This is a genomic window from Maribacter luteocoastalis, from assembly GCF_048890225.1.
In the GTDB taxonomy this organism is placed as follows: domain Bacteria; phylum Bacteroidota; class Bacteroidia; order Flavobacteriales; family Flavobacteriaceae; genus Maribacter; species Maribacter luteocoastalis.
Map to the genome: position 1 here is coordinate 201121 of NZ_JBMFZG010000001.1, position 25542 is coordinate 226662.

General features: G+C 36.6%; 21 protein-coding genes. 9 read left to right on the forward strand and 12 right to left on the reverse strand.

The annotated features are described in order from the left end of the window. Positions 1-55: 55 nt before the first annotated feature. Entirely contained in the window at positions 56-808 is a 753-nt protein-coding gene (locus tag ACOCEA_RS00965) for a hypothetical protein (protein ID WP_420754320.1), read from the forward strand. Positions 809-876: 68 nt separating this feature from the next. Then, entirely contained in the window at positions 877-1617 is a 741-nt protein-coding gene (rlmB, locus tag ACOCEA_RS00970; protein ID WP_420754321.1) for a 23S rRNA (guanosine(2251)-2'-O)-methyltransferase RlmB, read from the forward strand. A gap of 9 nt (positions 1618-1626) precedes the next feature. On the opposite strand, the gene ACOCEA_RS00975 is transcribed toward rlmB, so the two are convergent. Further along, complete coding sequence (locus tag ACOCEA_RS00975) at positions 1627-2367, reverse strand: rhomboid family intramembrane serine protease (RefSeq protein WP_420754322.1); 741 nt, start codon at positions 2365-2367, stop codon at positions 1627-1629. Between the two features lie 151 nt (positions 2368-2518). Here ACOCEA_RS00975 and ACOCEA_RS00980 point away from each other — a divergent pair, with 151 nt between their 5' ends. Then, entirely contained in the window at positions 2519-3796 is a 1278-nt protein-coding gene (locus tag ACOCEA_RS00980) for a replication-associated recombination protein A (protein ID WP_420754323.1), read from the forward strand. On the opposite strand, the gene ACOCEA_RS00985 is transcribed toward ACOCEA_RS00980, so the two are convergent. The 8 genes from ACOCEA_RS00985 to ACOCEA_RS01020 all read right to left on the reverse strand — a co-directional run bounded on the left by ACOCEA_RS00985 (position 3793) and on the right by ACOCEA_RS01020 (position 11126). Beyond that, positions 3793-4701 carry a hypothetical protein gene (locus tag ACOCEA_RS00985; RefSeq protein WP_420754324.1) on the reverse strand — a complete coding sequence of 303 codons (909 nt, stop codon included), beginning with the start codon at positions 4699-4701 and terminating at the stop codon, positions 3793-3795. The genes ACOCEA_RS00980 and ACOCEA_RS00985 overlap by 4 nt on opposite strands. A gap of 87 nt (positions 4702-4788) precedes the next feature. Further along, positions 4789-6207 (reverse strand): DUF5723 family protein, encoded by a 1419-nt coding sequence (locus ACOCEA_RS00990; protein WP_420754325.1) that lies wholly within the window; start codon positions 6205-6207, stop codon positions 4789-4791. Beyond that, entirely contained in the window at positions 6204-6749 is a 546-nt protein-coding gene (locus ACOCEA_RS00995) for a hypothetical protein (protein WP_420754326.1), read from the reverse strand. The genes ACOCEA_RS00990 and ACOCEA_RS00995 overlap by 4 nt, the downstream gene beginning before the upstream one ends. Positions 6750-6805: 56 nt before the next feature. Then, positions 6806-7495 carry a YjjG family noncanonical pyrimidine nucleotidase gene (locus ACOCEA_RS01000; RefSeq protein ID WP_420754327.1) on the reverse strand — a complete coding sequence of 230 codons (690 nt, stop codon included), beginning with the start codon at positions 7493-7495 and terminating at the stop codon, positions 6806-6808. Further along, positions 7488-8783, reverse strand: a complete 1296-nt coding sequence (locus ACOCEA_RS01005) for a DUF7033 domain-containing protein (protein WP_476422495.1) — start codon at positions 8781-8783, stop codon at positions 7488-7490. The genes ACOCEA_RS01000 and ACOCEA_RS01005 overlap by 8 nt, the downstream gene beginning before the upstream one ends. Then, complete coding sequence (gene radC, locus ACOCEA_RS01010; protein ID WP_420754329.1) at positions 8784-9482, reverse strand: RadC family protein; 699 nt, start codon at positions 9480-9482, stop codon at positions 8784-8786. A gap of 35 nt (positions 9483-9517) precedes the next feature. After that, positions 9518-9682: a hypothetical protein gene (locus tag ACOCEA_RS01015; protein ID WP_420754330.1), complete on the reverse strand. Its 165-nt coding sequence runs from the start codon at positions 9680-9682 to the stop codon at positions 9518-9520. Positions 9683-9767: 85 nt separating this feature from the next. Beyond that, on the reverse strand, positions 9768-11126 hold the full coding sequence (locus tag ACOCEA_RS01020) for a UDP-N-acetylmuramate--L-alanine ligase (protein ID WP_420754331.1): 1359 nt from the start codon (positions 11124-11126) through the stop codon (positions 9768-9770). A 99-nt stretch (positions 11127-11225) separates the two neighbouring features. On the opposite strand from ACOCEA_RS01020, the gene ACOCEA_RS01025 reads away from it, so the two are divergent. The 3 genes from ACOCEA_RS01025 (at position 11226) to ACOCEA_RS01035 (ending at position 18837) form a co-directional block, all read left to right on the forward strand. After that, positions 11226-11543 (forward strand): cupin domain-containing protein, encoded by a 318-nt coding sequence (locus tag ACOCEA_RS01025; RefSeq protein WP_420754332.1) that lies wholly within the window; start codon positions 11226-11228, stop codon positions 11541-11543. Between the two features lie 28 nt (positions 11544-11571). Continuing rightward, complete coding sequence (locus ACOCEA_RS01030) at positions 11572-12357, forward strand: SDR family oxidoreductase (RefSeq protein ID WP_420754333.1); 786 nt, start codon at positions 11572-11574, stop codon at positions 12355-12357. 108 nt (positions 12358-12465) lie between these two features. Next, positions 12466-18837: an alpha-2-macroglobulin family protein gene (locus tag ACOCEA_RS01035; RefSeq protein ID WP_420754334.1), complete on the forward strand. Its 6372-nt coding sequence runs from the start codon at positions 12466-12468 to the stop codon at positions 18835-18837. Between the two features lie 81 nt (positions 18838-18918). Here the strand turns inward: ACOCEA_RS01035 and ACOCEA_RS01040 are convergent, their stop codons facing one another. The 3 genes from ACOCEA_RS01040 to ACOCEA_RS01050 all read right to left on the reverse strand — a co-directional run bounded on the left by ACOCEA_RS01040 (position 18919) and on the right by ACOCEA_RS01050 (position 21673). Beyond that, positions 18919-19446 carry a DUF4136 domain-containing protein gene (locus ACOCEA_RS01040; RefSeq protein WP_420754335.1) on the reverse strand — a complete coding sequence of 176 codons (528 nt, stop codon included), beginning with the start codon at positions 19444-19446 and terminating at the stop codon, positions 18919-18921. A gap of 88 nt (positions 19447-19534) precedes the next feature. After that, on the reverse strand, positions 19535-20536 hold the full coding sequence (obgE, locus tag ACOCEA_RS01045; RefSeq protein ID WP_420754336.1) for a GTPase ObgE: 1002 nt from the start codon (positions 20534-20536) through the stop codon (positions 19535-19537). A 30-nt stretch (positions 20537-20566) separates the two neighbouring features. After that, a complete protein-coding gene (locus ACOCEA_RS01050) occupies positions 20567-21673 on the reverse strand; it encodes an adenylate kinase (protein ID WP_420755025.1) in 1107 nt (368 codons plus the stop codon). Positions 21674-21775: 102 nt separating this feature from the next. Here ACOCEA_RS01050 and ACOCEA_RS01055 point away from each other — a divergent pair, with 102 nt between their 5' ends. The 3 genes from ACOCEA_RS01055 to ACOCEA_RS01065 are packed head-to-tail and all read left to right on the forward strand — an operon-like array spanning position 21776 to position 25517. Next, positions 21776-22930, forward strand: coding sequence for a 5-(carboxyamino)imidazole ribonucleotide synthase (locus ACOCEA_RS01055; protein WP_420754337.1), 1155 nt, complete (start codon positions 21776-21778; stop codon positions 22928-22930). A gap of 3 nt (positions 22931-22933) precedes the next feature. Then, a complete protein-coding gene (gene purE / locus ACOCEA_RS01060) occupies positions 22934-23422 on the forward strand; it encodes a 5-(carboxyamino)imidazole ribonucleotide mutase (RefSeq protein ID WP_420754338.1) in 489 nt (162 codons plus the stop codon). A 58-nt stretch (positions 23423-23480) separates the two neighbouring features. Beyond that, on the forward strand, positions 23481-25517 hold the full coding sequence (locus ACOCEA_RS01065; protein ID WP_420754339.1) for a M3 family metallopeptidase: 2037 nt from the start codon (positions 23481-23483) through the stop codon (positions 25515-25517). Positions 25518-25542: the final 25 nt, after the last annotated feature.

Below are 25542 nucleotides of genomic sequence, written 5' to 3' on the forward strand. Positions count from 1 at the left end.
TATATTACAATGGCCAATAAATTAGGATATACTTTAAATAAAAAAACATTCCGTTATGAATCTAAAAAAAATATTTTCTTTTACAACAATCCTATTGATAACCATTTTTTCTGGCTTTTCTCAATATGGTAATGTCAACGGAAGGCAAGCAAATGCCAACTTTGAAGCCAGCCTAGCTACAAACAGTATCCTTAGGGGAAGAAACATATTACAGGACGTTATTAATAAGGGTAAGGATAACAAGCTTTCAATAAATGAAATTGAAGGTGAACCCTATTTTGACATGAACTATTCAAAAGGCACTTTAATGTATAAAGACAGTCTAAAATTAGGTGAATACCTAATGAGATATAACGCTTATGCGGATGAAATAGAAATTAGCAATTCAGATGGGAATGGTGTTATCAATAAAGCAGATTATGTACGCGTAATTTTAAATAGCGAAAAGTATAGACCCGTAAACTACTTAGATAATTCAGGGGAGGTAAAAAAAGGCTACTTTATTATATTAACTGAAGGTTCAAAGGCAAGCTTCTTTTTAAGAAAAAACAAAACCATTAAACAGGCACAAGAAGCAAAAACCAGCTTTCATAAAGCCATACCTGCTAAATTTATTGAACATACAGATTACTTCATCAAAATTGGGAATAATCCCCCACAAGAAATTAAATTGAAGAAAAATAAATTAATTAAGGTTTTTCCAGATAATAACTTCATACTTAAAAAGTATGCTGAAACAAATAATTTGAACCTTGAGACAGAGGAAGACATAAAAGTATTAGTTGACCATTATAATTCATTGAAATAATAAAAATACCATTATAAATTCTAAAACCGCCCAACCAAAACTGGGCGGTTTTTATTTACCTTTGACCCATGCAAGATCAGACTAAAATTTATGGCATTAGGGCCATTATAGAGGCCATAAATTCCAATGAGGAAATAGACAAGGTGTTTCTACAAAAAGGCGTTAAAGGGGACTTAATGCAAGAATTAGAGCGTTTATTAAGAACGAATGACATAACTACGGTTTACGTCCCAGTAGAAAAACTGAACAGACTTACTAAAAATAATCACCAAGGTGCTGTTGCCAACATCTCCCCTATTTCATTTTACTCATTAGATGAACTACTAGAGAAAACATCCGAAAAAGAAGGGCCATCACTTTTTCTATTATTGGACCAACTTTCTGATGTACGTAATTTTGGAGCCATTATCAGAACTGCGGAATGTACCGGAGTTGATGGTATTATTATTCAAAAGAAAGGCGCCGCCTCTGTTACTTCCGACACGGTAAAAACCTCCGCAGGTGCTGTTTTCAAAGTCCCCATTGCAAAAGTGGATCACCTAAAAGATGCTGTTTTCTATTTACAAGCATCAGGCATACAAATTGTAGCTGCAACGGAAAAAACCGATAACTCCGTTTATGATATTTCATTTAAAGATTCTACCGCTATCATAATGGGAGCGGAAGATAAAGGTATTTCACCTTCAATCTTAAAAGCATCGGACCAGTCAGCCAAAATTCCATTACTAGGAGAAATCGGTTCGTTAAATGTATCCGTGGCTTGTGCTGTTTTTTTATATGAAGCCGTTCGCCAACGAATGGGCACTTAAGCTATATTACTAATCAATATCTTCTTTTCTGGGCTTATATACATAATTTACCACGGCATCTTCAGTTTGTTTAGATTCAGATTCTGGTAAATTTTCTATAAAATTTCCATCCTCATCAAAATGCTTAAGAAACGGGTCTTGTTTTTCATCATAGGATTCCCTTTCCCACTCATATTTAACTGGTTTTAGTAATGGTGTCTTAATTAAAAATGCCAATAATAATCCTGCTAAAAAACCACCCAAATGTCCTTCCCAAGAAATCCCTTCCTTAACAGGAAAAATATACCACAAAAGACTACCATAAATAAATACCATAACTAAAGAAAGCGCTATAAGTCTATAATATCTAGTACGTATACCCTTAAAAAAAATAAAACTTACCAGTACATAAATCAAGCCACTAGCTCCTATATGATATGAAGACACGCCAACCAACCACGTAAAAATACCAGATAGTAAAATCCCATAAAGAACAACTTGTAATGCAATTTGACGATAGAAATAAAATAAGGCCGACAAAAGAACGGCCAGGGGAATCGTATTGTGATAAAGATGTTCAATGGAACCATGAATAAACGGACTAAACAAAATACCCCTTAATCCTAAGATGGTTCTAGGGTACACTCCAAAATGATTTAAGTTTACCCGAAATTTTAACTCAAACCAAAATATAAACCATATGATTAGTACTGCAAATAATGGTGCAAGTACCACCTTATTTGAAAAATTGAAATGTTGATTTTCTGTCATTAATTCAAAATTATAAAGTTTATATCAATTTCATTACCAAGAAGAAAAATCGGTTAAATTGTCATCTAATAGGAGAATATGCCTAAGATCCCTGAATGGACAACAACGTTCAATAAGATACACTTCATTAACTTTGTTTTATTTTTATAGTATGAATGAACCTTTAGCCGAAAGAGTACGCCCAAAAACATTGGAAGATTATATTAGTCAGAACCATTTGGTTGGAGAAAACGGTTCGCTTACACATCAGATAAAAAAAGGAATAATTCCTTCATTGATACTTTGGGGGCCTCCGGGAACTGGAAAAACCACCTTAGCAAATATAATCGCTGAAGAAAGTAAAAGACCATTTTATATTCTTAGCGCAATTAATAGTGGGGTAAAGGACATTAGGGAAGTAATAGACAAAGCGAAACAGGCCGGCGGACTATTTACTTCTAAAAACCCTATACTATTTATAGATGAAATCCACAGATTTAGCAAATCGCAACAAGATTCCTTATTGGCAGCCGTAGAGAAAGGTTGGGTAACTTTAATAGGCGCTACTACAGAAAACCCAAGCTTTGAGGTTATACCTGCATTATTGTCGCGTTGTCAGGTTTATGTGCTCAATGCTTTTGGTAAAGAGGATTTGGAAAAATTGCTTGAAAGAGCAATGATAAAGGACCGTTATTTACAAAATAAAAATATAAAGTTAACGGAAACAGAAGCACTACTTAGATTATCTGGTGGCGATGGTCGTAAGCTTTTAAATGTATTTGAATTGGTCATCAATTCCGAACAAGGGGATACTATTGAAATTACAGACGAACTTGTCTTGTCTAAAGCTCAAAAGAATACCGTATTATACGATAAAACAGGAGAACAACATTACGACATTATTTCTGCTTTTATAAAATCTATACGTGGAAGTGACCCCAATGGGGCTGTTTACTGGTTGGCTAGAATGATAGAAGGTGGTGAAGATGTAAAGTTCATTGCTAGACGAATGTTAATTTCTGCATCTGAAGATATAGGTCTGGCCAATCCTACTGCTTTGGTTATTGCCAATAATACATTCCAGGCCGTTACAACAATTGGCTATCCTGAAGCAACAATTATACTTAGTCAGTGCGCAATTTACTTGGCAACTTCAGCAAAGAGTAATGCGAGCTATATGGCGATTGGCAAAGCCCAACAAACGGTAAAGCAGACAGGTAACCTTTCCGTTCCGTTGGCCCTACGCAATGCCCCCTCCAAACTTATGAAAGACTTAGGCTACGGAGAAAATTATAAATACGCCCACGATTACGAAAACAACTTTGTGATGGCGGAGTTTTTGCCCGATGAAATTGTTGGCACTTCATTTTATAAACCCGGAAATAACCAAAGGGAAAATGCCCTAAGTGATTTTCTTAAAAAACGATGGAAGGATAAATATGATTTTTAAAATTTAATCCTAAGTTCTTCCTGTACAAGTTCATTTTCTAAATAGTACTCAAAAATCCATTTGCCATTTTTTTGGAATACCATTCCATTTTTTCCATCAGATTGGGCCATAAATACATCATCAATGGAACTTTTTAATAAGGTCATTCTAATCTCAGGTGTACTATCTACCAACTGATAGCCATTGGACAGTTCTTGTGCATACCATATTTCAATAGTATCGGATGATTCGGTTTTTGATTTTAAGTCGGCATCAGGCCCAATATTCGATGGGACTGGCTCAATGTTTTTATACAACTGTTCTTTCTCGGTTGCTTTTTGGATTACGTTAGGCGATACATTTTTTGGTGTATGTTTTTCCGCTTGAGGAACCAACTCTTCTTTTTTTTCAACAGCTATTTCACTCTTTGGTGTATTTTTCTCTAACTTCTTAACATCGTTCCTAAAATTAAGAACAACAGGTTCGTTGTTCAAAACCTTTTCCTCATATTTATAATTTATAGTATTAAAACTTTTCATTGCTGCTTTAATAACATCTGCATATGCATCCTTATATTCCTTAATCTTAGACCTGCCTTCCTGTGTAACAATTACCTCTTTACCGTTACAATCTAACAAAGCAATGCTAGCTTTTGTTATAAACATATTAGATTCGTCCCTTAAATCACAAACGAGTCCCAAACACCTATTGGCATTTAAATCTGATGGAAGTTGGTCATCATATACCGCCAGAAAACCCTTTTGGGTAAAGAGATGTTTTATAAGCGTACTTGTTTGGTACTCATTGGCATTTTTAAAACTCTCAAACTTTTTAGGGATAATAATATACTTGTAATCATTTAGATTACTTTGTCCGTTTCCGGTAATTCCAATTAGTATAATCAATGCAAACAGCGTAGTTCTCAATTTTTTCAGTTTTTTCTTTAAATAGAAATGTATAGTGAAAAAAGCATGCCAAAGTATCTAAGCAATAGGTTATGCCTTATTTCATCCTTAGTTGTCCCAAGATATAATATTTAATCCTAATTGGAAAGAGGCATAATTACTAGCTGCGACATTTTGATAAGAAAGTAGGTTATCTGCCATGATATAAAAATTCATAGGCCCTGCTTGTAGGTTTAGACCTAAACCTAAATTGGTGAAACTAAATTTATCTGCGGTATAGGTTGCTTTTAATGCTATTGTATTACCAAATCTTCTTTGATAAAAAGCGGTAATCGCCGTTTGCGGTCCTCTTGGCCTATTAATGGCATAAAACTGGCCACCCACAGAATTTCGATATTTTGTTCTAAGACTTTTTTGTGAAGCAGTTACTCCGCAATCACAACTTTCCGTACCACCGATTGGTTGTCCAAAATCGTGACGTATTGAAGCATATAGCTTTGTAGGCCTAAAAGTAATATATCCATTTGTCTTTGTCTCAAATGGAATAAGTTCCTCAACATCATCTACAAGGTCCTGCCAAAAATCCCTATTCAAATTTGCAAACTGCTCCAAGACATCAATTTCAATTCCTTCTACGCTTGCCTGTCCATCTAAGCTATACCTTTTTGTATCACCGCTATGGTAAATAAAACCCACATCCAAAAGACTTGTTGTAACCACGGTTTGTTCACTAAGGTGGTAGGTGAAACCTAAATCGATACCTAGACCTAAATCTCCACCGAACGCCGCTCTTTTTATTATCGCTGCAGCGACATTATCAGCATCACCAACAGCATCAAACCCAGAAGTTTTCAATTCTAAATCAGCACTTAACGTAGTATTGATCCTGTTATTTACCCCCTCCGTATTCACAAAATAACCTTTGTTTGTTGAGGAATTATAATCTAAAATACCAGAATATAGTTTACCTCTTGCTCCGATGGTCAGACTACGATTTACCTTTTTATTTAAACCAAAATGAATAACATTGACCATGGACCCCCTAGCCTTTAAATCGCCTAAATCATATCTCCTATTCAATTGACCGGCATTTCCTTCAAATGCCAAATGGGCATAATCCTTTGGCCAATACGCTATATTATCAATATCTAAATACGCACCGAATGAATAAAAAACATTTGGATTTTCACTTCTATACCCTACGTTTAGAAATTCTAATTGAAACGTGCCGCTAAACTCATCCTTAGTAGAAAGTCCGGCAACCATACGATCGCGAACTTTATCGTTAATATCCAAACCATCATTGGCGAAAATATCGTTAACGGCGACTCCATTAGAGCCTGCATAACCAGATATTCCGGATAATAATGGAATTCCTCCATACCATTTAAAATCTGTTTCCACACCTGGATTAAGCATCATAGACTGTGGAATTTCATTAAAATCGTATAAAATCTGTTTATTTTGTGCCTGAACAAGAACACAAAACAACACAGCAACTAAAACCGTTATGCTTGAATATCTCATTTTAAGCGTACCATGAATTTAGCGCTGGAACTTAAAATTATAGCAGGATCAGGAAGACTGGATCTACTGGAATTATCACCTAAATTTCTTGCGCTTAGACGTATTTTGGATGTGTTAGTAATGATATCCAAACTTTTACCTGTGATTCCATAGGCCACCTCACGAATTAAAAGTGCTGTAGGGGCAGCATCCATCTGAAAAAATTCAGTATCCAAAACAGTATCATTCTCATCCAAGAACTCTAATGTAATCTCTATCTCCTTACTGGTCGTATTCACAAGTTCATAGGTAAGTACCCCTTCTATGACCCTTTCTGCAAATAGATCTTCTTCAAATGCATCGAAATTAAAATCTTGGGTAAAAAAATTAAGACCAGAAATCCTATTGATCAAGCTTTCTTGTGTCTTTACATAAAAAATACTGGTTTCGTAAGTTGGGGTGATTTCTAAATCGTCATACTGACCAAAATCTTGCTGCTCCGAACAGGAGAATAACAACACCACCAGTAAAAGGGATACTATTAAATGGGAACACTTTTTCATTAGAGTAATTAAAATAAAGTAATACCAATTATGGATTACATATATCAATAATAACTCTATAAATAGGATTTTATTTCGCCCAAAGCTGTAATCATAAGACAATGGTTATGTTCAGGCTCTCTGTGTGCATTAAAGTGGATGGTATTAAAACCTAAAGACTTGGCCCCTAATATATCTGCCTCTAAACTATCCCCAACCATTAATGATTTACTGGGAAGCGTGTTTGCTTTTTGTAACGCCATTTCAAAAATTATGGGATTTGGTTTTTTCACACCAGCCATTTCAGAATCTACGATGTGTTCAAAATAATGGTGAATTCCAGAATTTTTAAGCTTTTTTTCCTGTATTTCCTGAAATCCGTTAGTAATAATGTGCAGCTTATACTTTGGTTTCAGGTATGCCAAAATTGCTTTAGCTTCAGGAAACAGGTGGTTGTAACTGGATAAATAAGTGATATAGGCATCAGAGAGGTTATTAATGGTCTCATATGAAAGCTGATATCCCAAAGTATCAAAAACAGTTTTAAGTCGTTGATATCTTAATGCCGACTTCGTGATTTTTTCTTCCCTATATAATTTCCAAAAAGCCAAGTTAGCCGGTATATAGACTTCCAAAAAACTATCTAATGAAATTTGAACATTGTGCAAGTCAAAAATTTTCTGAAAGGTAAGCGCAGAATTTTTTTCAAAATCCCATAAGGTATGGTCTAAATCAAAAAAAACGTCTGTAATTTGATCTTTAAACATTGTATTTCACAAGTATATCTTTATAAACTTCCTTCCAATCTGGTTTTCCTTCCCTTCCCAGAAGTTCGTTAGAAAAAACAGTCAAAAATAAACCGCCAACCGTTTTTATATCGAGGTATATAGTATCTAAAGTTTTAAGGATGTCCGATTTCCTTTTTAGGTTTAAAAGGGCATAATCATGTACAGCAAAGGGATATATTTTAATGGGCTGTTGCACTTCCAACGGTATATCATAAAATTGGAAAGGGGTACATGTACCTGCTCTAAAACCTATTTGATGGGTATACCCCATAGTGAAATCATCTGTAAATTCAGCTGCAATCAAGTTTCTGTAAGATTCTGGAACATCTACCCTATTATACCTCATCCTAGAATAATTCACAGGGCGATTCACTACTTTTTCCAAATTACTTTTCTCTGTCTTAAGCAAATCAACATTGTCAAAGGAGCTATATGAGGCGGCCAGTGCTACTTTTGAATAATCACCAACATATTTGATCAATGATTTAAACTTATTGCTATTGATAGACACATTTTTATCGTACTTTGAATAATTGGCAAACTGAAAAAAGAATATACTTTTAATTTTAAATTCATTATGCCAATTGATTAAACTAGAGAAATTATCATAGGGGTCTTTTTTCAGGTTTAATCCAACAGAAACACGCTCAACTACACGTTTCAATCTAAAATTGACCAAATCTAGCATCAAACCAGAAAAACCTCTAATAACACCCCTATTTGCATAACAATGTGATGTGGTAACGTCTATTAAGGAGCGGTATTCATATAACCTTGCCTGGTGCTTTATTTCTGGAAAACGATCCTTTAAAATTTTTAAAAGTTTCATTGCCCATATATCAACAACAGGCCTTTCTAAAAATTTATGCTGATAGGCAATACTATCCTTTGGAGAAAAACGTCCATGAACATCCTTAACATGTGGTAAATATTCCTCATATCTGCTAATAAGATAAAAGCTTGCCGCAAAAATATCATACGGCAGGTTACTACGATCACCGGTAGAAAAAAAGCAAGGTGTATTTTCCCAACTCATGACGTTTATCCCAATATCGTTGATGCCTTGTTCAAATAAGAGGTTATGACTTCTTACAAAAAATTCATTTTGAAGGGGTTGTTTGGTATAGGTGATTTTTTCTTCCGTATGCTTAATAAACTCCTCCACCTTGGTGGTGAAGTCTACCTCAATACCCAATATTTTGGTGAAGACATGCTTCATTGTAAACGTGAAGCGCGGCGTAATTTTATGGGTATAAATTAACAACATTTATAATATCTGATTATCTGCAAAGCTAAAATAGTCTTTCTGTGTTATGATAATATGATCCAAAACTTTGATGTCCAACGATTCTGAAGCTGTTTTGATCTTTTGGGTAATATTTTTATCGGCTTGGCTTGGTTTAAGTGTTCCCGAGGGATGGTTGTGAGCAAGGATTAGGGCCACTGCCCCCAATTCTAGCGACTGTTTCATAACAATGCGGACATCTACCAAGGTACCTGTTATCCCACCTTTACTTAATTGAGACTGGTGTAAGACTTTATTTGAATTGTTTAAATAAAGAATCCAGAATTCCTCATGTTCCAACTCTCCCATAACAGGTTGCAATATTTCAAAAGCATCTTTACTACTATCTATTTTTGAAATTTGGACACTTTCTTCCCCCCTTCTCCGCCTCCCTATTTCTAAAGCGGCCGCAATAGTTACCGCTTTTGCCTCTCCTATACCTTTAAACTGCATTAATTGTTTAATGGATAGCTTGCCAAGTTCATTTAAATTATGGTTTACTGAAGCTAAAATACGTTTAGATAGCTCCACAGCGCTTTCAGACCTACTTCCTGAGCCAATTAAAATGGCAATTAATTCAGCATCTGAAAGTACGGAACGTCCTTTTTGAATTAGTTTTTCACGAGGTTTATCATCGTCTGACCAATGCTTTATAGAAAATGAACTAGGCTTTTCTTGCATTTGCTAAAGATAATGAACAAATTATTTTAATGCTGCTATTCTTCTAAGGATTGATCTTGGCGTTGTTCTACTTTAGCCCTAGTATCATTGATCATTCTGTCCTCCTCCATAATTACATTAGAAACACCTATCATAAATGCCGCCAAAAACAAAGAGCATATTCGTTTCAGATAGGATGGGATTTTGGCTAGGAACATCATTATTTTTGGCTTAGACTTACAGTCTGCCAATCAATTTCCATTCCTAAATATATACGCTGACAAAATTACATTAAGTCTATGCCAATCAAGCTTCCATCCGAGTTTTAAGACCCGCTAAATCCAATCCCCCATAATTACCAGAGCTCATTAGCAGTAATGCCGTATCTGCATAGTCTTGCTTTTCAATAAAATCATGAAACGATGCGGCATCGGTAAATATGATTAAATCATCCCTTTCAAAAGCCTCTCGTATCTGGTCAGGTGTTACCTCCTTCAGTTTTTTTATAGCTACAGATTCTGGCAAATAGAAGATCACCGCTTCATCTGCCGAATCCAGGGCACCTTTATACTCCTTTAAAAACTCAGGGTTAAAACTGCTATAGGTATGTAATTCCAAACATGCCAAAAGTCGATTATTAGGATATTGCTCCTTAACTGCCTTGGTAGTAGCCGCTACCTTACTAGGCGAATGGGCAAAATCCTTAAAAGCGACACTAGAGATACTCTCCGCTATTTTTTCCAAACGTTTGGATGCTCCTTTAAAAGTTGAGATAGCTTCATAAAAATCTTCCTCGTCAACACCCATATTCTGGCAAATCCATTTTGCGCCAGCGAGATTACTAAGGTTATGCTTGCCAAATACTTCTATTGGCATAGATCCTTCTGGTGTCATTAGAAGTGTAGCCCCATCTACTACTTCATAATCAGGCGTGTTATAAGGTAGTTTTCTAATAGCATTTTCCGAAGCCTCCACCACCTTCTTCACCTCAACATCTTCTTCATTATACGTAATACTACCTCCCTTTACTATACTATCCACAAAAATCTGAAACTGCTCAACATAATTTTCAAATGTCGGAAAGACATTGATATGATCCCATGCAATACCGCTCAATAAGGCAATATTGGGCTTGTATAAATGAAATTTTGGTCTTCGGTCAATTGGTGATGATAGATATTCATCGCCCTCCAAAACAATAAAATCGTTTTCTTCGGTAAGGTGTACCATCCTATCGAAACCTTCCAATTGGGCACCTACCATATAATCAACTGGGATTTCATGATAATTGAGCACATGTAAGATCATTGATGTAATTGTGGTCTTACCATGACTCCCACCAATAACCACCCTTGTTTTATTTTTTGATTGTTCATATAAGAATTCGGGATACGAATAAATGGTCAGTCCAAGTTCTTGTGCTTTCAACAGTTCGGGGTTGTCTGCCTTGGCATGCATACCAAGCACAACCGCTTCTAACCCAACATGTATTTTCTCAGGAAACCAGCCAAATTCTTTTGGCAATAGTCCATTTTTATCCAATCTGGATTTTGATGGTTCAAAAATGACATCATCACTTCCTGTGATAGTGTACCCTTTATGTTTTAACGCTAACGCCAAATTGTGCATGGCACTACCGCCAATGGCTATGAAATGTATTCGCATCAATAAAATTTAGAATCCAAAGATAACAATAGCTAAGGGCATCACAAACCTCTCTATTCTTAGTTAGTTTATTTTTATCTTCGATATAAATCAAATTATATGCACCTAAATCTCGATTCCATCCCAACAAAAGAAATAATGCCGGGTTATCATGCGAAAATGATACATGGAGAAAAAATGTCAATTGCTTATTGGGATGTGGAAAAAAATGCTGAGGTACCTGAACATTCACATATGCACGAACAGGTTATGCAAGTTTTGGAAGGTAAGTTTGAGTTTACTTTGGATGGAAATTCCAAGGTATATTATCCTGGGGATATTGTGCTCATTGCTCCATTTACGAAACACAGTGGAAAGGCATTAACTACGTGTAAGTTAATGGATGTTTTTAGTCCTACACGGGAGGAATACAAATAAGAAATGTTTTAGTCAAATTTAAATTGATATGGAAATCTCACTTGTTGGCAAAAAAGCCTTGGTTGGTGGTAGTAGTGGTGGTATTGGTAAAGCAATCGCTATACAATTGGCAGAATGTGGAGCAAGCGTTACACTAATGTCCCGCAGTTTAGAAAAGCTCAAGGCCATCGTTGCTAGCCTACCTACAAACCTAGGGCAACAGCACGGATTTCTACAGGTAGATTTTAATGACTTTAGAGGCTACCAAGAAATACTCCACAACTTTTTTAAAGACAATCAAATAGATATTCTCGTGAACAATACCCAAGGACCGTCCGCTGGAAATGCTTTGGAAAAGAAGGTGGGTGATTACCAAGAAGCTTTTGACTTGTTATTTAAAACTACCGTAATTACAACAGAACTTGCCCTAAAAAACATGATTTCAAATAACTGGGGTCGTATTATAAACGTGGCCTCCGTATCTGTTAAGGAACCTCTGTCCTACCTGGCATTGTCCAATTCTATTAGGGCAGCTGTGGTTACCTGGGGCAAATCCCTTGCCACAGATGTAGGCAAACATAAAATTACGGTTAATAGCGTGCTTACCGGTTATTTTGATACTGACCGCATTGCCCAGTTAAATACAAAAAAGGCAGAACAATTGGGTATAGACGTATCTAAGGTTCGTGCGGACATGGAATCTAGGGTTCCTTTAAAACGCATTGGAAATCCTAAAGAATATGGCTATTTGGCGGCATTTTTGGCTTCAGACAAAGCCGCTTACATCACAGGTACACAGATTCCTATAGATGGGGGTCTACTAAAAAGTCTATAACGCATAACTGACAAGAAAGGGCATTCCCTAGCCTAAAGCCTCACTTCCCTCATTTACTATTGTATGTGGTATGGCTTTTGCAAACCTTTGTTCTGTAAATTTAAGATAATGAAAACATTGATAACTGCTTTTTCTCTCATCCTATTCTCACATATATCCCCAGCACAGGAAAACGAAGCTACTTATAATGGGTTATGGGCCCAAGTACATAAATTGGAGGAGGATAATTTTACTAAATCTGCACTTGAGGTTGTTGAACAAATAGCTGTTAAGGCGAGTAAGGAAAAAAACAGGGCACAGCGGATTAAATCACTCCTATTCAGTTGTAAATATGCTTTAATTCTTGAAGAGGATGCTAAATTAAACGTTGTCCAAAATTTAAAAATGGAGATAGACAATGCAGATTTTCCAACCAAAAACATTTTAGAAGGATATCTGGCAAATTTATATTGGCAGTATTTTAAGCAAAACCGTTATCTGTTTTATAATAGAACGGCAACAAATACCAAGGTAGATAGCATTGATTTTAGGACTTGGGACCTCACTACCCTTTTTAAGGAAATTACGATTCATTTTGAAAAGTCGCTTCAAAACCCTCTAGATCTTCAGAAAGAAGGATTAGAAGACTTCAAGGAAATTTTATATGAACAAGAGGGCTCAAAAGCTTTAAGACCAACGCTATTTGATTTATTGGCCCATAGTGCCCTCGATTTTTATAAGACTGATGAAAACAACATCACAAGACCTGCTGATAAATTTGAAATAGACCATCCAAGTTACCTGTGTGATGCCTATTCATTTTCACAACTAACAATACCCACTTCTGACAAAACCTCACTTCAAGCAAGGGCATTACAAATTTACCAGCAATTAGTACAATTTCACTTTCCAAATGCTGCTACAAATGCACTGGTTGATGTTGACATAGAACGATTAAAATTCATCCATTCAAAAGCTGTTTTTAAAGATAAGGACACCTACTTTTTAGAGGTTTTAAACCAGTCTGCAATAAACTTGGAAACACATGAAAGTTTTGCCCTATATAAATATGAAATAGCAGAAATATTAAGAAGCCAAGGGAATACCTATTCAGAAGAAGAGAATGCATTTCGTTGGAGGCTAAAAGAAGCTATTGCAATTTGTGATGAAGTTATTTCCAAATTTCCCAATAGTAGAGGAGGTAAAAAGTGTGAGGTATTAAAAACACAGATTTTGGCTGGCTCCTTACAACTTACAGCAGAAAAATATGTACCAAACAACCAACCATCTCGGCTATTAGTGAAATATACTAATCATGACCAATTGGAACTTAAAGCTTATACCGTTAGTCAATCGCAAAAAGCCGAACTTCTAGAGGTATATCCTATCCAAAAACAGTTGGAATTTATTAAAAACTTGCCTTTGAAAACATCATGGGAAGTAAAACTTATAAATGAGAATGACTACCAAAACCATAGCATTGAGATTCCCGTTCCTAAAATGGATAACGGTCAATATATAATTCTTGCCACATCCAAAAGTTCAGATAGCCAAGAGGACCCACAAGGCAGCTATGCCTTTAGTCCTATACAAGTTACAAACCTTGCCCTTAGTGAAACCAAGACTCCAGATCGGCATCTTTTTCAGGTTATAGACAGAAATACAGGGGAACCCAAAAACAAGGCCAAAATAACTTTTTACTATAGGCGTAATTACCGTGGTTCACTACTAAAGAAAAAATTGCTTACCGATGATAATGGATTTGCAGCCTTCCCACTTAATGGGAATACTATTTCTGTTTCACATACTGAAATTAACCATAAAGATGAAATCGCCATTTTTGGTGGCACCTATATTAACCGAAAAAGAATAGATAACAAAATACCCCAGATTACCTATCAGACCTTTTTGTTCAAAGACAGAAGTATCTATAGACCTGGGCAACCTCTGTATTTTAAGGGTATAATCATTGAAAATGAAGATAGCAGTTCCAAGATTGCCCCTAACGAATTGGTTACTGTTGAACTCGTTGATGTAAACGGACAAACTGTTTCCGAATTAGATGTAGAGACCAACGAATTTGGCTCATTCTCAGGTAACTTTATTTTACCAATTAACGGTCTAAACGGTGAATACCATTTACAAGTTTATGGGTTATCAGGCTTGATAAACGACCCATTTTATTTTTCTGTGGAAGAATATAAACGACCTAAATTTGAAACATCTTTTAAACCAGTAACAGAAACCTTTAAAGTAAATGACAGCATTACAGTAAAGGGTAATGCAATGTCATTCGCAGGCAGCAGTATTTCAGACGCAAAAATAAGTTATCGTATACAACGAAATGTAAATTTTACGCCATGGTATTACTGGAGAAGGCCCTATGTGTATAGTGAACCATTAGAAATTGGCCATGGGGAGACTATAACCAATGACGCAGGTGATTATGAAATAACGTTTAAGGCCATTCCAGACCTAAATATGGCCAAGGAAGATCTTCCAATTTTTAACTACACCATAACAGCAAGTATTACAGATATTAATGGCGAAACACGAAGTACGGAAACCACGGTAAAAGTGGGCTACCATGCCATGACAGCCTCCATAATCGTAAACGACCAATTGGATAAGTCAAAAAAGGAACATGAAATTAAAATAAGCACCCAAAACTTAAATGGACAGGAAGTGCCGGCGATGGGTAATTTGAAGATGTATAAATTAAAAGCGCCCAGATATGTGCTCCGCAACAGGCCATGGCCAGCTCCTGATTATCAATATTGGGAAAAAAGTGATTTTAAGTCTCGGTATCCCCATGATGCCTACTTAAATGAAAATGACCCTAACACATGGGAAAAGGGCAAATTGGTATTTGAAACTGAATTTAATACAGAAAAATCGACCCAAATCAATTTAAGGTCAATTAAAAAATGGGAGTCTGGGAAATATATAATTGAGCTTGCCACAAAAGATGAATTTGGTCAGGAAGTTCTTGCCAAGTCACATACCAACATATATAGTGAAAAAGAAAAACAGTTGGCGGACAATGCCCTATTCTATGTTAAGACCAATAAATCTAGGTATGACGTTGGTGATACAGCAGAAGTTACCTTTTATAGCAATGCAGAAAATATGTTTCTAACTGTTTGGGTTGAGAAAGGTAATGAAATCGTACAAAAGAAAATCCTTAAACTACAAGGTGGTTGCGAATCCTTGAACATTCCGGTACATGCAGAAGACGTTGGCGGTTTTGCCGTAAACTACTCCTATTCTGCCTTTAACGCATACCAATCTGGCAATGTTAACATTTCTGTTCCCTACCCAAATACGTCGTTGGAGATTGAAACCTTGACCTTTAGGGATAAGTTACAACCCGGTACGGATGAAACCTGGAGCTTTAAGATCAAGGGACCTAAGGGAGAAAAAGTAACAGCCGAATTACTTGCAAGTATGTACGATGCTTCTCTAGACCAATTTAGAGGTCACCATTGGAGTTTCAACCCAATTTCTCGCCCCCTTTTCTATGGTTTTTCACGAAGTAATGCCAATCAGAGCTTTGGCAATACCAATTTTAGAAACTATAATGCATACAAGAACGTACCCTATGTTCCGACCATAACTTATGATAGTTTTGAATGGTTTGGATTGGATTTCAATAATCCGATATATGCTCAACGAAACTATTTGAACAGATATAGGACTAAACAAAAAAATAAATCCTTTGTAGATTCTTCCATCAAAGAAGGGTATGTACATGGAACGGTTTATAATGAAAATGGAGAGCCATTAGCAGGTGTAAACGTAATCATACAAGGTACAGCTGAAGGGACAGTAACAGACTTTGATGGTGATTTTACCATAAAAGCACAAGAAAAAAATCAGCTAGTTTTTAGCTATTTAGGCTATGTTAATCAAATAATAACCATCGGCAAGGATAATTTTTTTATAGTATATCTTCAAGAAGATTCAGCATCCTTAGATGAAGTGGTTGTTACCGGTTATGGCACAACCAAAAGAAAAGCGGTTACTGCAGCAGTTTCTATGGAAGCGAGTGAAGATGCGGAAATGGAGCTAGATAATGTCTTACAAGGAAAGGTGGCCGGTGTAGCCATAACTTCTAAACCTCAGATAGAAACACCCCAAAACCTTCCCATGGACTTTAGCGGTGTGCAAATACGCAAAAACCTTCAGGAAACTGCTTTCTTTTTTCCTCATTTACTTACGGACAAAGAAGGCAATGCAACCTTTAGTTTCACCACCCCGGAAGCCCTAACGCGCTGGAACTTGCAATTATTGGCTTACACCAAAGACTTAAAATCTGCCACTAAATCCTTATCGACCGTTACCCAGAAAGATTTGATGGTACTTCCCAATCCTCCACGGTTTTTACGTGAGGACGATAAAATTTTTATCAGTACAAAAATCTCCAATCTAACAGAAAAGCAGTTGAATGGTTTTGGTCAATTAGAATTGACAGATGTTGTTACGGGTATATCTATTGATTCACTGATTACTGCATCCAATAAAACGCAAAGTTTTAAAGTTACTGCCAAAGGGAACACAGAACTTACCTGGCACCTTAAAATACCAAAAGGCCTACAAGGTGTTCAATATAAAATAGTAGCAAAAGCTGGTGATTTTAGTGATGGTGAGCAGCATGTCCTTCCAGTGCTTACTAACCGTATGTTAGTAACCGAAACCTTACCCATGTGGGTACGAAGTAATGAGTCCAAAACATTTACGATGAACAAATTAATGGACCATGCCTCTACCACGCTTAGCCATCACAAACTAACTTTAGAAATTAGTTCTAACCCCGCGTGGTATGCTGTACAGGCACTACCCTATTTGATGGAATATCCGTATGAATGTAATGAACAGATATTTGCCAGATTCTATGCCAACACGCTTGCAGCGCATATTGCAAATGCCAACCCAAGAATAAAGGAAGTATTTGACCAATGGGCCAATTCAGGCGCGTTATTAAGTAATCTTGAAAAAAATCAAGAACTAAAATCAATCTTAATACAAGAAACCCCGTGGCTAAGGGATGCCCAATCAGAAACAGAGCAAAAAAAGAGAATAGCCTTACTTTTTGATTTGAACAAAATGCAAAACGAACTAGAAAATACGATTCAAAAATTGGAAAGCAATCAAATGGGTTCAGGGGCATGGCCTTGGTTTAAAGGTGGTAGGGAAAACAGATTTATCACGCAACATATCGTAAGCGGTTTGGGACACCTAAAACAATTATCTGTAGCTACCAACGGTAGAACAGATACTATGGTTAAAAAAGCCATCAGGTATTTGGATGATGAATTTGTTGCTGAATATGAGCGAATGAAAAAATATTCACCTGATCTTACAAAAGACCATTTAAGCAATACTCAAATTCAGTATTTATATATGCGTAGCTTTTATAAGGACATTAAAACCTCTAAAAAAACAGATGAAACCATAAACTATTATAAAGTCCAGGCACAAAAATACTGGCCCAAAAGAAACTTGTATTCCAAAGGAATGATAGCACTAATCCTACAAAGAATCGGTGATGAAAATTCAGCAAAGAAAATCATGCGTTCCTTAAAAGAGAATAGTATAGTTTCCCATGAAATGGGCATGTACTGGAAAGAAAACACCAACTCCCTGTATTGGCACCAAGCACCGATAGAGACACAGGCATTACTTATTGAAGCATTTACAGAAATTGATGGAGATGTTGCAACCATTGACAACCTAAAGGTCTGGTTACTTAAAAACAAGCAGACCAACCAATGGAAAACCACCAAAGCAACCTCAGAGGCAGTATATGCATTACTATTAAGCGGTAGTGATTGGCTATCGGTTACTGATGCTGTGGAAGTTACAATAGGAGGTGAAGAAATCGCCCCAAGTACAATGGAAAATGTAAAAGTTGAGGCCGGCACCGGGTATTTTAAAACATCATGGAGCGCTAGTGAAGTAACTCCAAAAATGGCCAATATACAACTAAACAAAAAAGGAGATGGATCGGCGTGGGGAGCTTTGCATTGGCAATATTTTGAGGATTTAGACAAAATTACAACTGCAGAAACCCCATTACAATTAAAGAAGAAATTATTCCTTAAGAACAACACAGATACTGGTGAAGGGATTACTGAAATTATACCTGGAAAATCTTTAAAAGTTGGCGATTTGGTACGGGTACGCATCGAATTAAAAGCGGATAGGGATATGGAGTTTATCCATATGAAAGATATGCGTGCCTCAGGTTTGGAGCCTATACATATAATTTCACAATACAAATGGCAGGATGGCCTAGGGTATTATGAAAGCACCAAAGATGCTAGTACTAATTTCTTTATTGATTATTTACCTAAAGGGGTCTATGTTTTTGAATATGATTTAAGGGTAAATAATGCGGGCAACTTTAGTAATGGCATTACTGCAATACAAAGCATGTATGCCCCAGAGTTCAGCAGTCATAGTGAAGGGGTAAGGGTTAACGTAAGTGTAAATAATTAAGATGTAAAAAAATAAGGAAATGAAAACTGATTTACACTTAAATTGAAAGAACATTATTATAAAACAAGTATAACGCTATAACTAATTGTGGGCTTTTGGCGGATATTTATCAAAGATTTTAGCCACTAATTCTTGAATGTTTTTTTCCTTTAATGCTGGTGGCTCTCCTTCTTTAAAAGGACTGGTGCTCACAGATTGCCATATAAGCATGTCCTTTTTAGCATCCACAAAGTCTATTTGAAGTTCCCTTGTAAGTTTAGGCTCACCAACCGGTATTCCAACAGAAACCCCTCCTCCAATAGTAGAACCACCACCTCCTAAACCCAATCCTACAGAGTTATTTGATCGTGAACGGTATACTGTACTTTTAATATCGATAAAAATATCCGGTTCCTCAGAAAACTTTAACCCTTTTGATTGAAGTGTAATGGCCACGGCGTTCAAGAATCGCTTCTCATCTAGCTCGCTGAAACCTGTTTCCAGGTCGTTGAAATAATTATAAGTATTGTATGAGGAAAAATCGGTTGACTTATCGTAATCATAATTTACTTTGGTAGCACTACATGAGAGTAGGACAGTGATAAATGCAATTGAAAAAAGCTTTTTCATAATTGAACCATTTAAAGGCTACTATGTCATTAGCCTTTTAAAATTACAAAAAAAGAAATTGGAATTAAGGATTGCTTCGTTTATTCGTTTAAGCGTTGAGCATTGCCCAGAGCCTATCCTTAAGTTCGGTAATTCCCATTTGTGCTACCGAGGATATAAACATATAGGAAACGCCATGAAGATCCTTATCCAGCTCTTTACGCATTTCCCCAATAAGCTCATCATCGAGCATATCGCTTTTAGAGATAGCCACCAAACGTTCTTTATCCAGTAATTCTGGATTGTATCTTCTAAGTTCATCCAATAATATTTCATATTCTTTGCTGATATCCTTGCTATCTGCAGGAATTAAAAATAATAAGGTAGCGTTGCGTTCAATATGTCTTAAAAAATAATGTCCTAGACCTTTTCCTTCTGCAGCACCTTCTATAATTCCTGGAATATCAGCAATTACGAAACTTTTAAAATCACGATATTCCACTATTCCTAAATTCGGTTTAAGGGTAGTAAACTCGTAATCTGCAATCTTTGGTTTTGCAGATGTAATAACCGACAACAGTGTAGATTTACCAGCATTTGGAAAACCTACGAGACCAACATCGGCAAGTAATTTAAGTTCAAATAAGAAATGGGCCTCTTTACCTTCTACACCAGGCTGTGCATATCTCGGAGTCTGGTTAGTAGCTGTTCTAAAATGCCAGTTACCACGACCCCCCATTCCACCTTCCAATATAATTTTTTCTTCCCCGTGTTCCGTTATCTCATAAAGAACTTCCCCGGTTTCAGGGTCCTTTACTACGGTTCCTAGCGGCACATCTAAGTAAATATCTTCCCCATCGGCTCCCGTACTTCGACTTTTACTGCCATGCTCACCATGCCCCGCCTTAAAATGCTTTTTAAACTTAAAACTAACTAGTGTCCACAAGTTTTGGTTTCCACGTAAAATTATATGACCACCACGGCCACCATCACCACCATCAGGGCCACCTTTGGTAATAAACTTTTCCCTATGTAAATGTACAGATCCCTTACCCCCTTTTCCGGAAGCCAAAAACACCTTAACATAGTCTACAAAATTACCTTCGGTCATATTCTATTATTCTATTGAAACCAACTTCAATTAAAGCCCCTGTATTACTTTGGTTAATCTAGATGTAATCTCTTCAATGGTTCCAATACCATCTACACTGTAAAACTTGTTTTGTTCCTCGTAGTACTCTTTTAAAGGTGCCGTTTTTAAATTATATTCATCAAAACGATTTCTTATTTTTTCTACATCTTGGTCATCTGAACGTCCGCTAACTTTGCCTCTTTCCAACAAACGACTAATTAGGATTTCATCATTTGCCTCTAAGGCTATGGTAGCATTTATTTTCATGTCCTTAGACTCCAAAAAATTATCCAATGCTTCAGCTTGAGCTGCAGTTCTAGGAAAGCCGTCAAAAATAAATCCATCTGCATCTGGGTTTTTTTCAACTTCGTCTTCCAACATTTTAATAGTCACTTCATCCGGCACTAAATCGCCCTTATCAATATATGATTTGGCCAATGTTCCTAATGCTGTTCCGTTTTTAATATTGTACCTAAATACATCGCCTGTTGAGATGTGTTTTAAGTTGTACTTTTCCTTTAAAAAGGCAGCCTGTGTGCCTTTACCCGCACCTGGCTTTCCAAAGAGTACAAGATTGATCATATGTTTTTGGTTTAATTGGTATACTTCTTTAAGGTTTCTTCCTAATTCATTATAATCTAGACCATATCCTACAATAAAACGGTCTGGAATTTCCAGTCCAAAATAGTCTATAACATATTCCCCATTATAGACTTCCGATTTATAAAAAAGACTGGCTATCTTAAATTCCTTTACATTGGTATTTGCAAATAAATGTACAAGTTCCTGTAAAGTACGCCCCGTATCAATTATATCTTCCAAGATGATAACACTGCGGCCTTCAATATTTTCTGGTAGGTCTAACAAGGTTTCAACAATACCCGTAGAAGTAAGCCCTTGGTAAGAACTTAACTTCACAAAGGACACCTCACATGGGTGCTGGTACGCCTTTAAAAAATCGGATACAAACATAAAAGAACCGTTAAGCACACCTACAAAAATTGGTGTCTGGTCTTTATAATCCAAGGCAATCTCTTCTGCAATACGAAATACGGCTTGCTGTATTTGCTTCTCGCTCAGAAAAGGCTTAAAAAATTTATCGTGGAGCTGTATCAATTCTTTCAAAATTAGTAAGGTTGGCAAAGATAGCGTTTTGACCTGTGTTTTTAAATAGAAACCAATTGGTTTCTAAGATTAAGCTGTATTTTTGTAAACGATATGGACTATTTTTCTTCTGATTTTAAGCTTGGGATTTTAGGTGGAGGCCAACTCGGTAAAATGATGCTCTACGAAACCAGAAAATGGGATATATGGACCAAGGTATTAGATCCTTCCCCAGAAGCACCTTGCAAAATTGCTTGTAATGAATTTGTACAGGGCGATCTTTTAGATTATGATGCGGTTTATAATTTTGGAAAAGATGTTGATGTACTTACCATTGAGATTGAAAATGTAAACTTGGATGCTTTAGAGGCATTGGAAGAAGAGGGTATAAAGGTTTTTCCGCAACCTAAGGCATTACGCATCATTCAAAATAAGGCCAAACAAAAGCTTTTTTATGTTGACCATAGCATTCCTACGGCAGATTTTCAACGTTTTGCCTATGTAAGTGAAATTAATGATAGCATAAGCAATGGTGGTTTGGAATTACCATTTGTTTGGAAAGTAGCGCAATTTGGATACGATGGACAGGGTGTGAAAGTGGTCCGAAAAATTGAGGATTTAATTGGTTTGCCGAGTGGAGAGTGCATTGCGGAAAAAATGATTCCTTTTAAAAATGAACTTGCCGTCATAGTTGCAAGAAATAGCGCTAATGAGATTAAGACCTATCCAGTGGTGGAGATGGAGTTCCATCCAGAAGCTAACCAAGTAGAATATGTGATTTGCCCGGCCAGAATAGATGAAAAAGTAGCCGCAAAGGCTCGTGAACTAGCCTTAAAAGTTGCAGAAGATATAGGATTAATAGGGTTATTGGCCGTTGAAATGTTCCAAACCCATGACGACCAAGTTTTAGTAAATGAAGTGGCACCTAGACCACATAATAGTGGCCATTACAGTATAGAGGCAAGCTATACCAACCAATTTGAACAACACATACGCTGTATTTTAGGATTACCATTAGGAAAAACAGAAAGTAAGGTGGCCGGGATTATGGTAAACCTTGTAGGTGCCGAAGGATATGCAGGTAATGTAGTTTATGAGAACATGGACAAAATATTAAAAATGGATGGTGTTACCCCACATATTTATGGTAAAAAACAAACTAGGCCATTTCGCAAAATGGGTCATGTAACCATTGTTGACAAGGACATTGCAAAAGCAAGGGAAATAGCACAAAACGTTAAGGAGACCGTTAAAGTAATCAGTAAATAAATTATGAGTAAAGTAGCCGTTGTTATGGGAAGTACAAGTGACTTACCTGTTATGCAAGAAGCCATAGATATCTTAAAAGGTTTTGACATAGAAGTTGATGTCGATATTGTATCAGCCCATCGTACGCCAGAAAAATTGTTCGATTTTAGTAAAAACGCACACATTAATGGATATTCGGTAATTATAGCTGGCGCAGGTGGCGCGGCACATTTGCCTGGCATGGTGGCCTCCATGTCACCCTTACCTGTTATTGGTGTACCCGTTAAAAGCAGCAATTCTATTGATGGCTGGGACAGTGTTTTATCAATCTTACAAATGCCAGGGGGCGTTCCCGTGGCAACTGTCGCTTTAAACGGGGCCAAAAATGCTGGGATTTTGGCCGCCCAAATAATAGGGGCTTCCGATAAATGCGTACTTGATAAGATTATCTTTTATAAAGAAGGATTAAAGCAGAAGGTTATTGAAGGTGCTAAAACAGTAAATAAAAAATAATTTAGTTGTTAGCAGTTAGTTGTTAGTTGTTAGTTGTTAGTTGTTAGTTGTTAGAAATATGCAAAATCCATTATTAGTAAAATTCGATGAAGCTCCATTTTCAAAAATAAAGAATGAGCATTTTAAACCGGCCTTTCTAAAGGCAATGGAAGATGCAAGAGCAGAAATAGATGCTATTACTTCCAACATAGCTGATGCCAATTTTGAGAATACCATTGAAGCCTTAGAATTTTCAGGACAACTATTAGATAGGATAAGCAGTATATTTTTCAATCTAAACTCAGCAGAGACCAATGATGAAATTCAGGGGATGGCACAAGAAATCTCTCCGTTATTAACTGAATTTAGTAATGACATCACCCTTAACCAAGCATTGTTCAAAAGAATTAAATCTGTTTATGGCCAAAGGGAAAATCTAAATTTATCCACTGAACAACAGACACTGCTTGAAAAAAAATACAAAAGCTTTAGCAGGAATGGTGCCAATCTAGCTGAAGACAAAAAGAAACGTTTACGTGAAATAGACGCAGAACTATCCAAATTAAAATTGAAATTTGGAGAAAACGTGTTGGCAGAGACGAACAAATATCAAATGTACCTAACGGCTGAATCCCAACTGGAGGGTCTTTCTGAAGGTGCTAAAGAAGCTGCGGCGCAATTGGCAAAATCAAAAGGAAAGGATACTGGTTGGTTGATTACTTTAGATTACCCAAGCTATATTCCTTTTATGAAATACGCCAAGAACAGGGAGCTACGAAAAGAATTAGCCTTGGCATTTAGCAGTAAGGGATTTCATGATGATGAACTTGACAATCAAGAAAATGTTCTTAAAATCGCTAAATTAAGATATGAGCGTGCTAACCTGTTGGGCTACAAAACACATGCCGACTTTGTCCTGGAAGAACGTATGGCAGAGAAACCAGATAGGGTACATGCATTTCTAAACGAACTTTTGGAAAAAGCAAAACCAGCAGCAGAAAGGGAATTTAAACAATTGGAGGATTTTGCCAAGGATTTAGACGCCATAGACCAACTACAAAAATGGGATGGCAGTTACTATTCTGAAAAGTTAAAGCAAAAACTTTTCAGCTTGGACGATGAACAACTAAAGCCCTATTTTAAATTAGAAAATGTCATCGACGGGGTATTTACGGTGGCAGAAAAACTATTCGGGCTAAAATTCGAGGAAGTATATGATGTTGATACCTATCATGAAGAAGTAAAGACCTATAAGGTTTATGATACTAACGGGAAGTATATTGCTTTGTTCTATGCTGACTTCCACCCAAGAGCAGGTAAAAGAGGTGGTGCTTGGATGACTTCTTTTAAATCCCAATACAAAGTTGACGGCAAAAATGTGAGACCACATATTTCCAATGTATGCAATTTTACACCATCAACACCTACCAAGCCTTCCTTATTGACTTTTAATGAAGTAACTACTTTGTTCCATGAATTTGGCCATGGTTTACACGGCATGTTAGCCAACACTACCTACCCAAGCCTATCGGGAACATCGGTATATTGGGATTTTGTTGAGCTTCCTAGTCAAATAATGGAAAACTGGTGTTTTGAAAAAGAGGCGTTGGAGCTTTTTGCAACGCATTACGAAACTGATGAAGTTATTCCTATGGAGTTGATTTCAAAAATAAAGGAATCGGCTACTTTCCAAGAAGGTATGCAAACCTTAAGACAGCTAAGTTTTGGACTTTTGGACATGTCTTGGCATGGTGCGGATCCAAGAGAAATAACAAATGTAAAAGCACATGAGACTTTTGCTTTTAAAAACACAAACCTATACCCAGACACTCCTGAAACATGTATGAGTACTTCTTTTTCCCATATTTTTCAAGGAGGCTATTCCTCTGGTTATTACAGTTACAAATGGGCAGAAGTATTGGATGCAGACGCCTTTGCCTACTTTAAAGAAAAAGGGGTCTTTAATAAAGAGGTAGCAACAAAGTTTAAAGAATGTATCCTTTCTAAAGGAGGTACCGAGGACCCTATGGAACTCTATAAGCGGTTTAGAGGGGCAGAACCCAAAATTGAGCCGTTATTGGAAAGGGCTGGACTTTTAGATGACAACAAGGTTTAGAAATACAGGATAGGTATTAATTTAG

What these genes read in the sequence shown, in the direction of transcription:
- ACOCEA_RS01000 (WP_420754327.1), bottom strand. Translation starts at nt 7,495, where the DNA reads ATGTTTAAAGATCAAATTACAGACGTTTTTTTTGATTTAGACCATACC.
- ACOCEA_RS00995 (WP_420754326.1), bottom strand. Translation starts at nt 6,749, where the DNA reads ATGAAAAAGTGTTCCCATTTAATAGTATCCCTTTTACTGGTGGTGTTG.
- obgE (WP_420754336.1), bottom strand. Translation starts at nt 20,536, where the DNA reads ATGACCGAAGGTAATTTTGTAGACTATGTTAAGGTGTTTTTGGCTTCC.
- rlmB (WP_420754321.1), top strand. Translation starts at nt 877, where the DNA reads ATGCAAGATCAGACTAAAATTTATGGCATTAGGGCCATTATAGAGGCC.
- ACOCEA_RS01025 (WP_420754332.1), top strand. Translation starts at nt 11,226, where the DNA reads ATGCACCTAAATCTCGATTCCATCCCAACAAAAGAAATAATGCCGGGT.
- ACOCEA_RS00980 (WP_420754323.1), top strand. Translation starts at nt 2,519, where the DNA reads ATGAATGAACCTTTAGCCGAAAGAGTACGCCCAAAAACATTGGAAGAT.
- radC (WP_420754329.1), bottom strand. Translation starts at nt 9,482, where the DNA reads ATGCAAGAAAAGCCTAGTTCATTTTCTATAAAGCATTGGTCAGACGAT.
- ACOCEA_RS00965 (WP_420754320.1), top strand. Translation starts at nt 56, where the DNA reads ATGAATCTAAAAAAAATATTTTCTTTTACAACAATCCTATTGATAACC.
- ACOCEA_RS01055 (WP_420754337.1), top strand. Translation starts at nt 21,776, where the DNA reads ATGGACTATTTTTCTTCTGATTTTAAGCTTGGGATTTTAGGTGGAGGC.
- ACOCEA_RS01035 (WP_420754334.1), top strand. Translation starts at nt 12,466, where the DNA reads ATGAAAACATTGATAACTGCTTTTTCTCTCATCCTATTCTCACATATA.
- ACOCEA_RS00975 (WP_420754322.1), bottom strand. Translation starts at nt 2,367, where the DNA reads ATGACAGAAAATCAACATTTCAATTTTTCAAATAAGGTGGTACTTGCA.
- ACOCEA_RS01005 (WP_476422495.1), bottom strand. Translation starts at nt 8,783, where the DNA reads ATGTTGTTAATTTATACCCATAAAATTACGCCGCGCTTCACGTTTACA.
- purE (WP_420754338.1), top strand. Translation starts at nt 22,934, where the DNA reads ATGAGTAAAGTAGCCGTTGTTATGGGAAGTACAAGTGACTTACCTGTT.
- ACOCEA_RS01040 (WP_420754335.1), bottom strand. Translation starts at nt 19,446, where the DNA reads ATGAAAAAGCTTTTTTCAATTGCATTTATCACTGTCCTACTCTCATGT.
- ACOCEA_RS01065 (WP_420754339.1), top strand. Translation starts at nt 23,481, where the DNA reads ATGCAAAATCCATTATTAGTAAAATTCGATGAAGCTCCATTTTCAAAA.
- ACOCEA_RS00990 (WP_420754325.1), bottom strand. Translation starts at nt 6,207, where the DNA reads ATGAGATATTCAAGCATAACGGTTTTAGTTGCTGTGTTGTTTTGTGTT.
- ACOCEA_RS01030 (WP_420754333.1), top strand. Translation starts at nt 11,572, where the DNA reads ATGGAAATCTCACTTGTTGGCAAAAAAGCCTTGGTTGGTGGTAGTAGT.
- ACOCEA_RS01015 (WP_420754330.1), bottom strand. Translation starts at nt 9,682, where the DNA reads ATGATGTTCCTAGCCAAAATCCCATCCTATCTGAAACGAATATGCTCT.
- ACOCEA_RS01020 (WP_420754331.1), bottom strand. Translation starts at nt 11,126, where the DNA reads ATGCGAATACATTTCATAGCCATTGGCGGTAGTGCCATGCACAATTTG.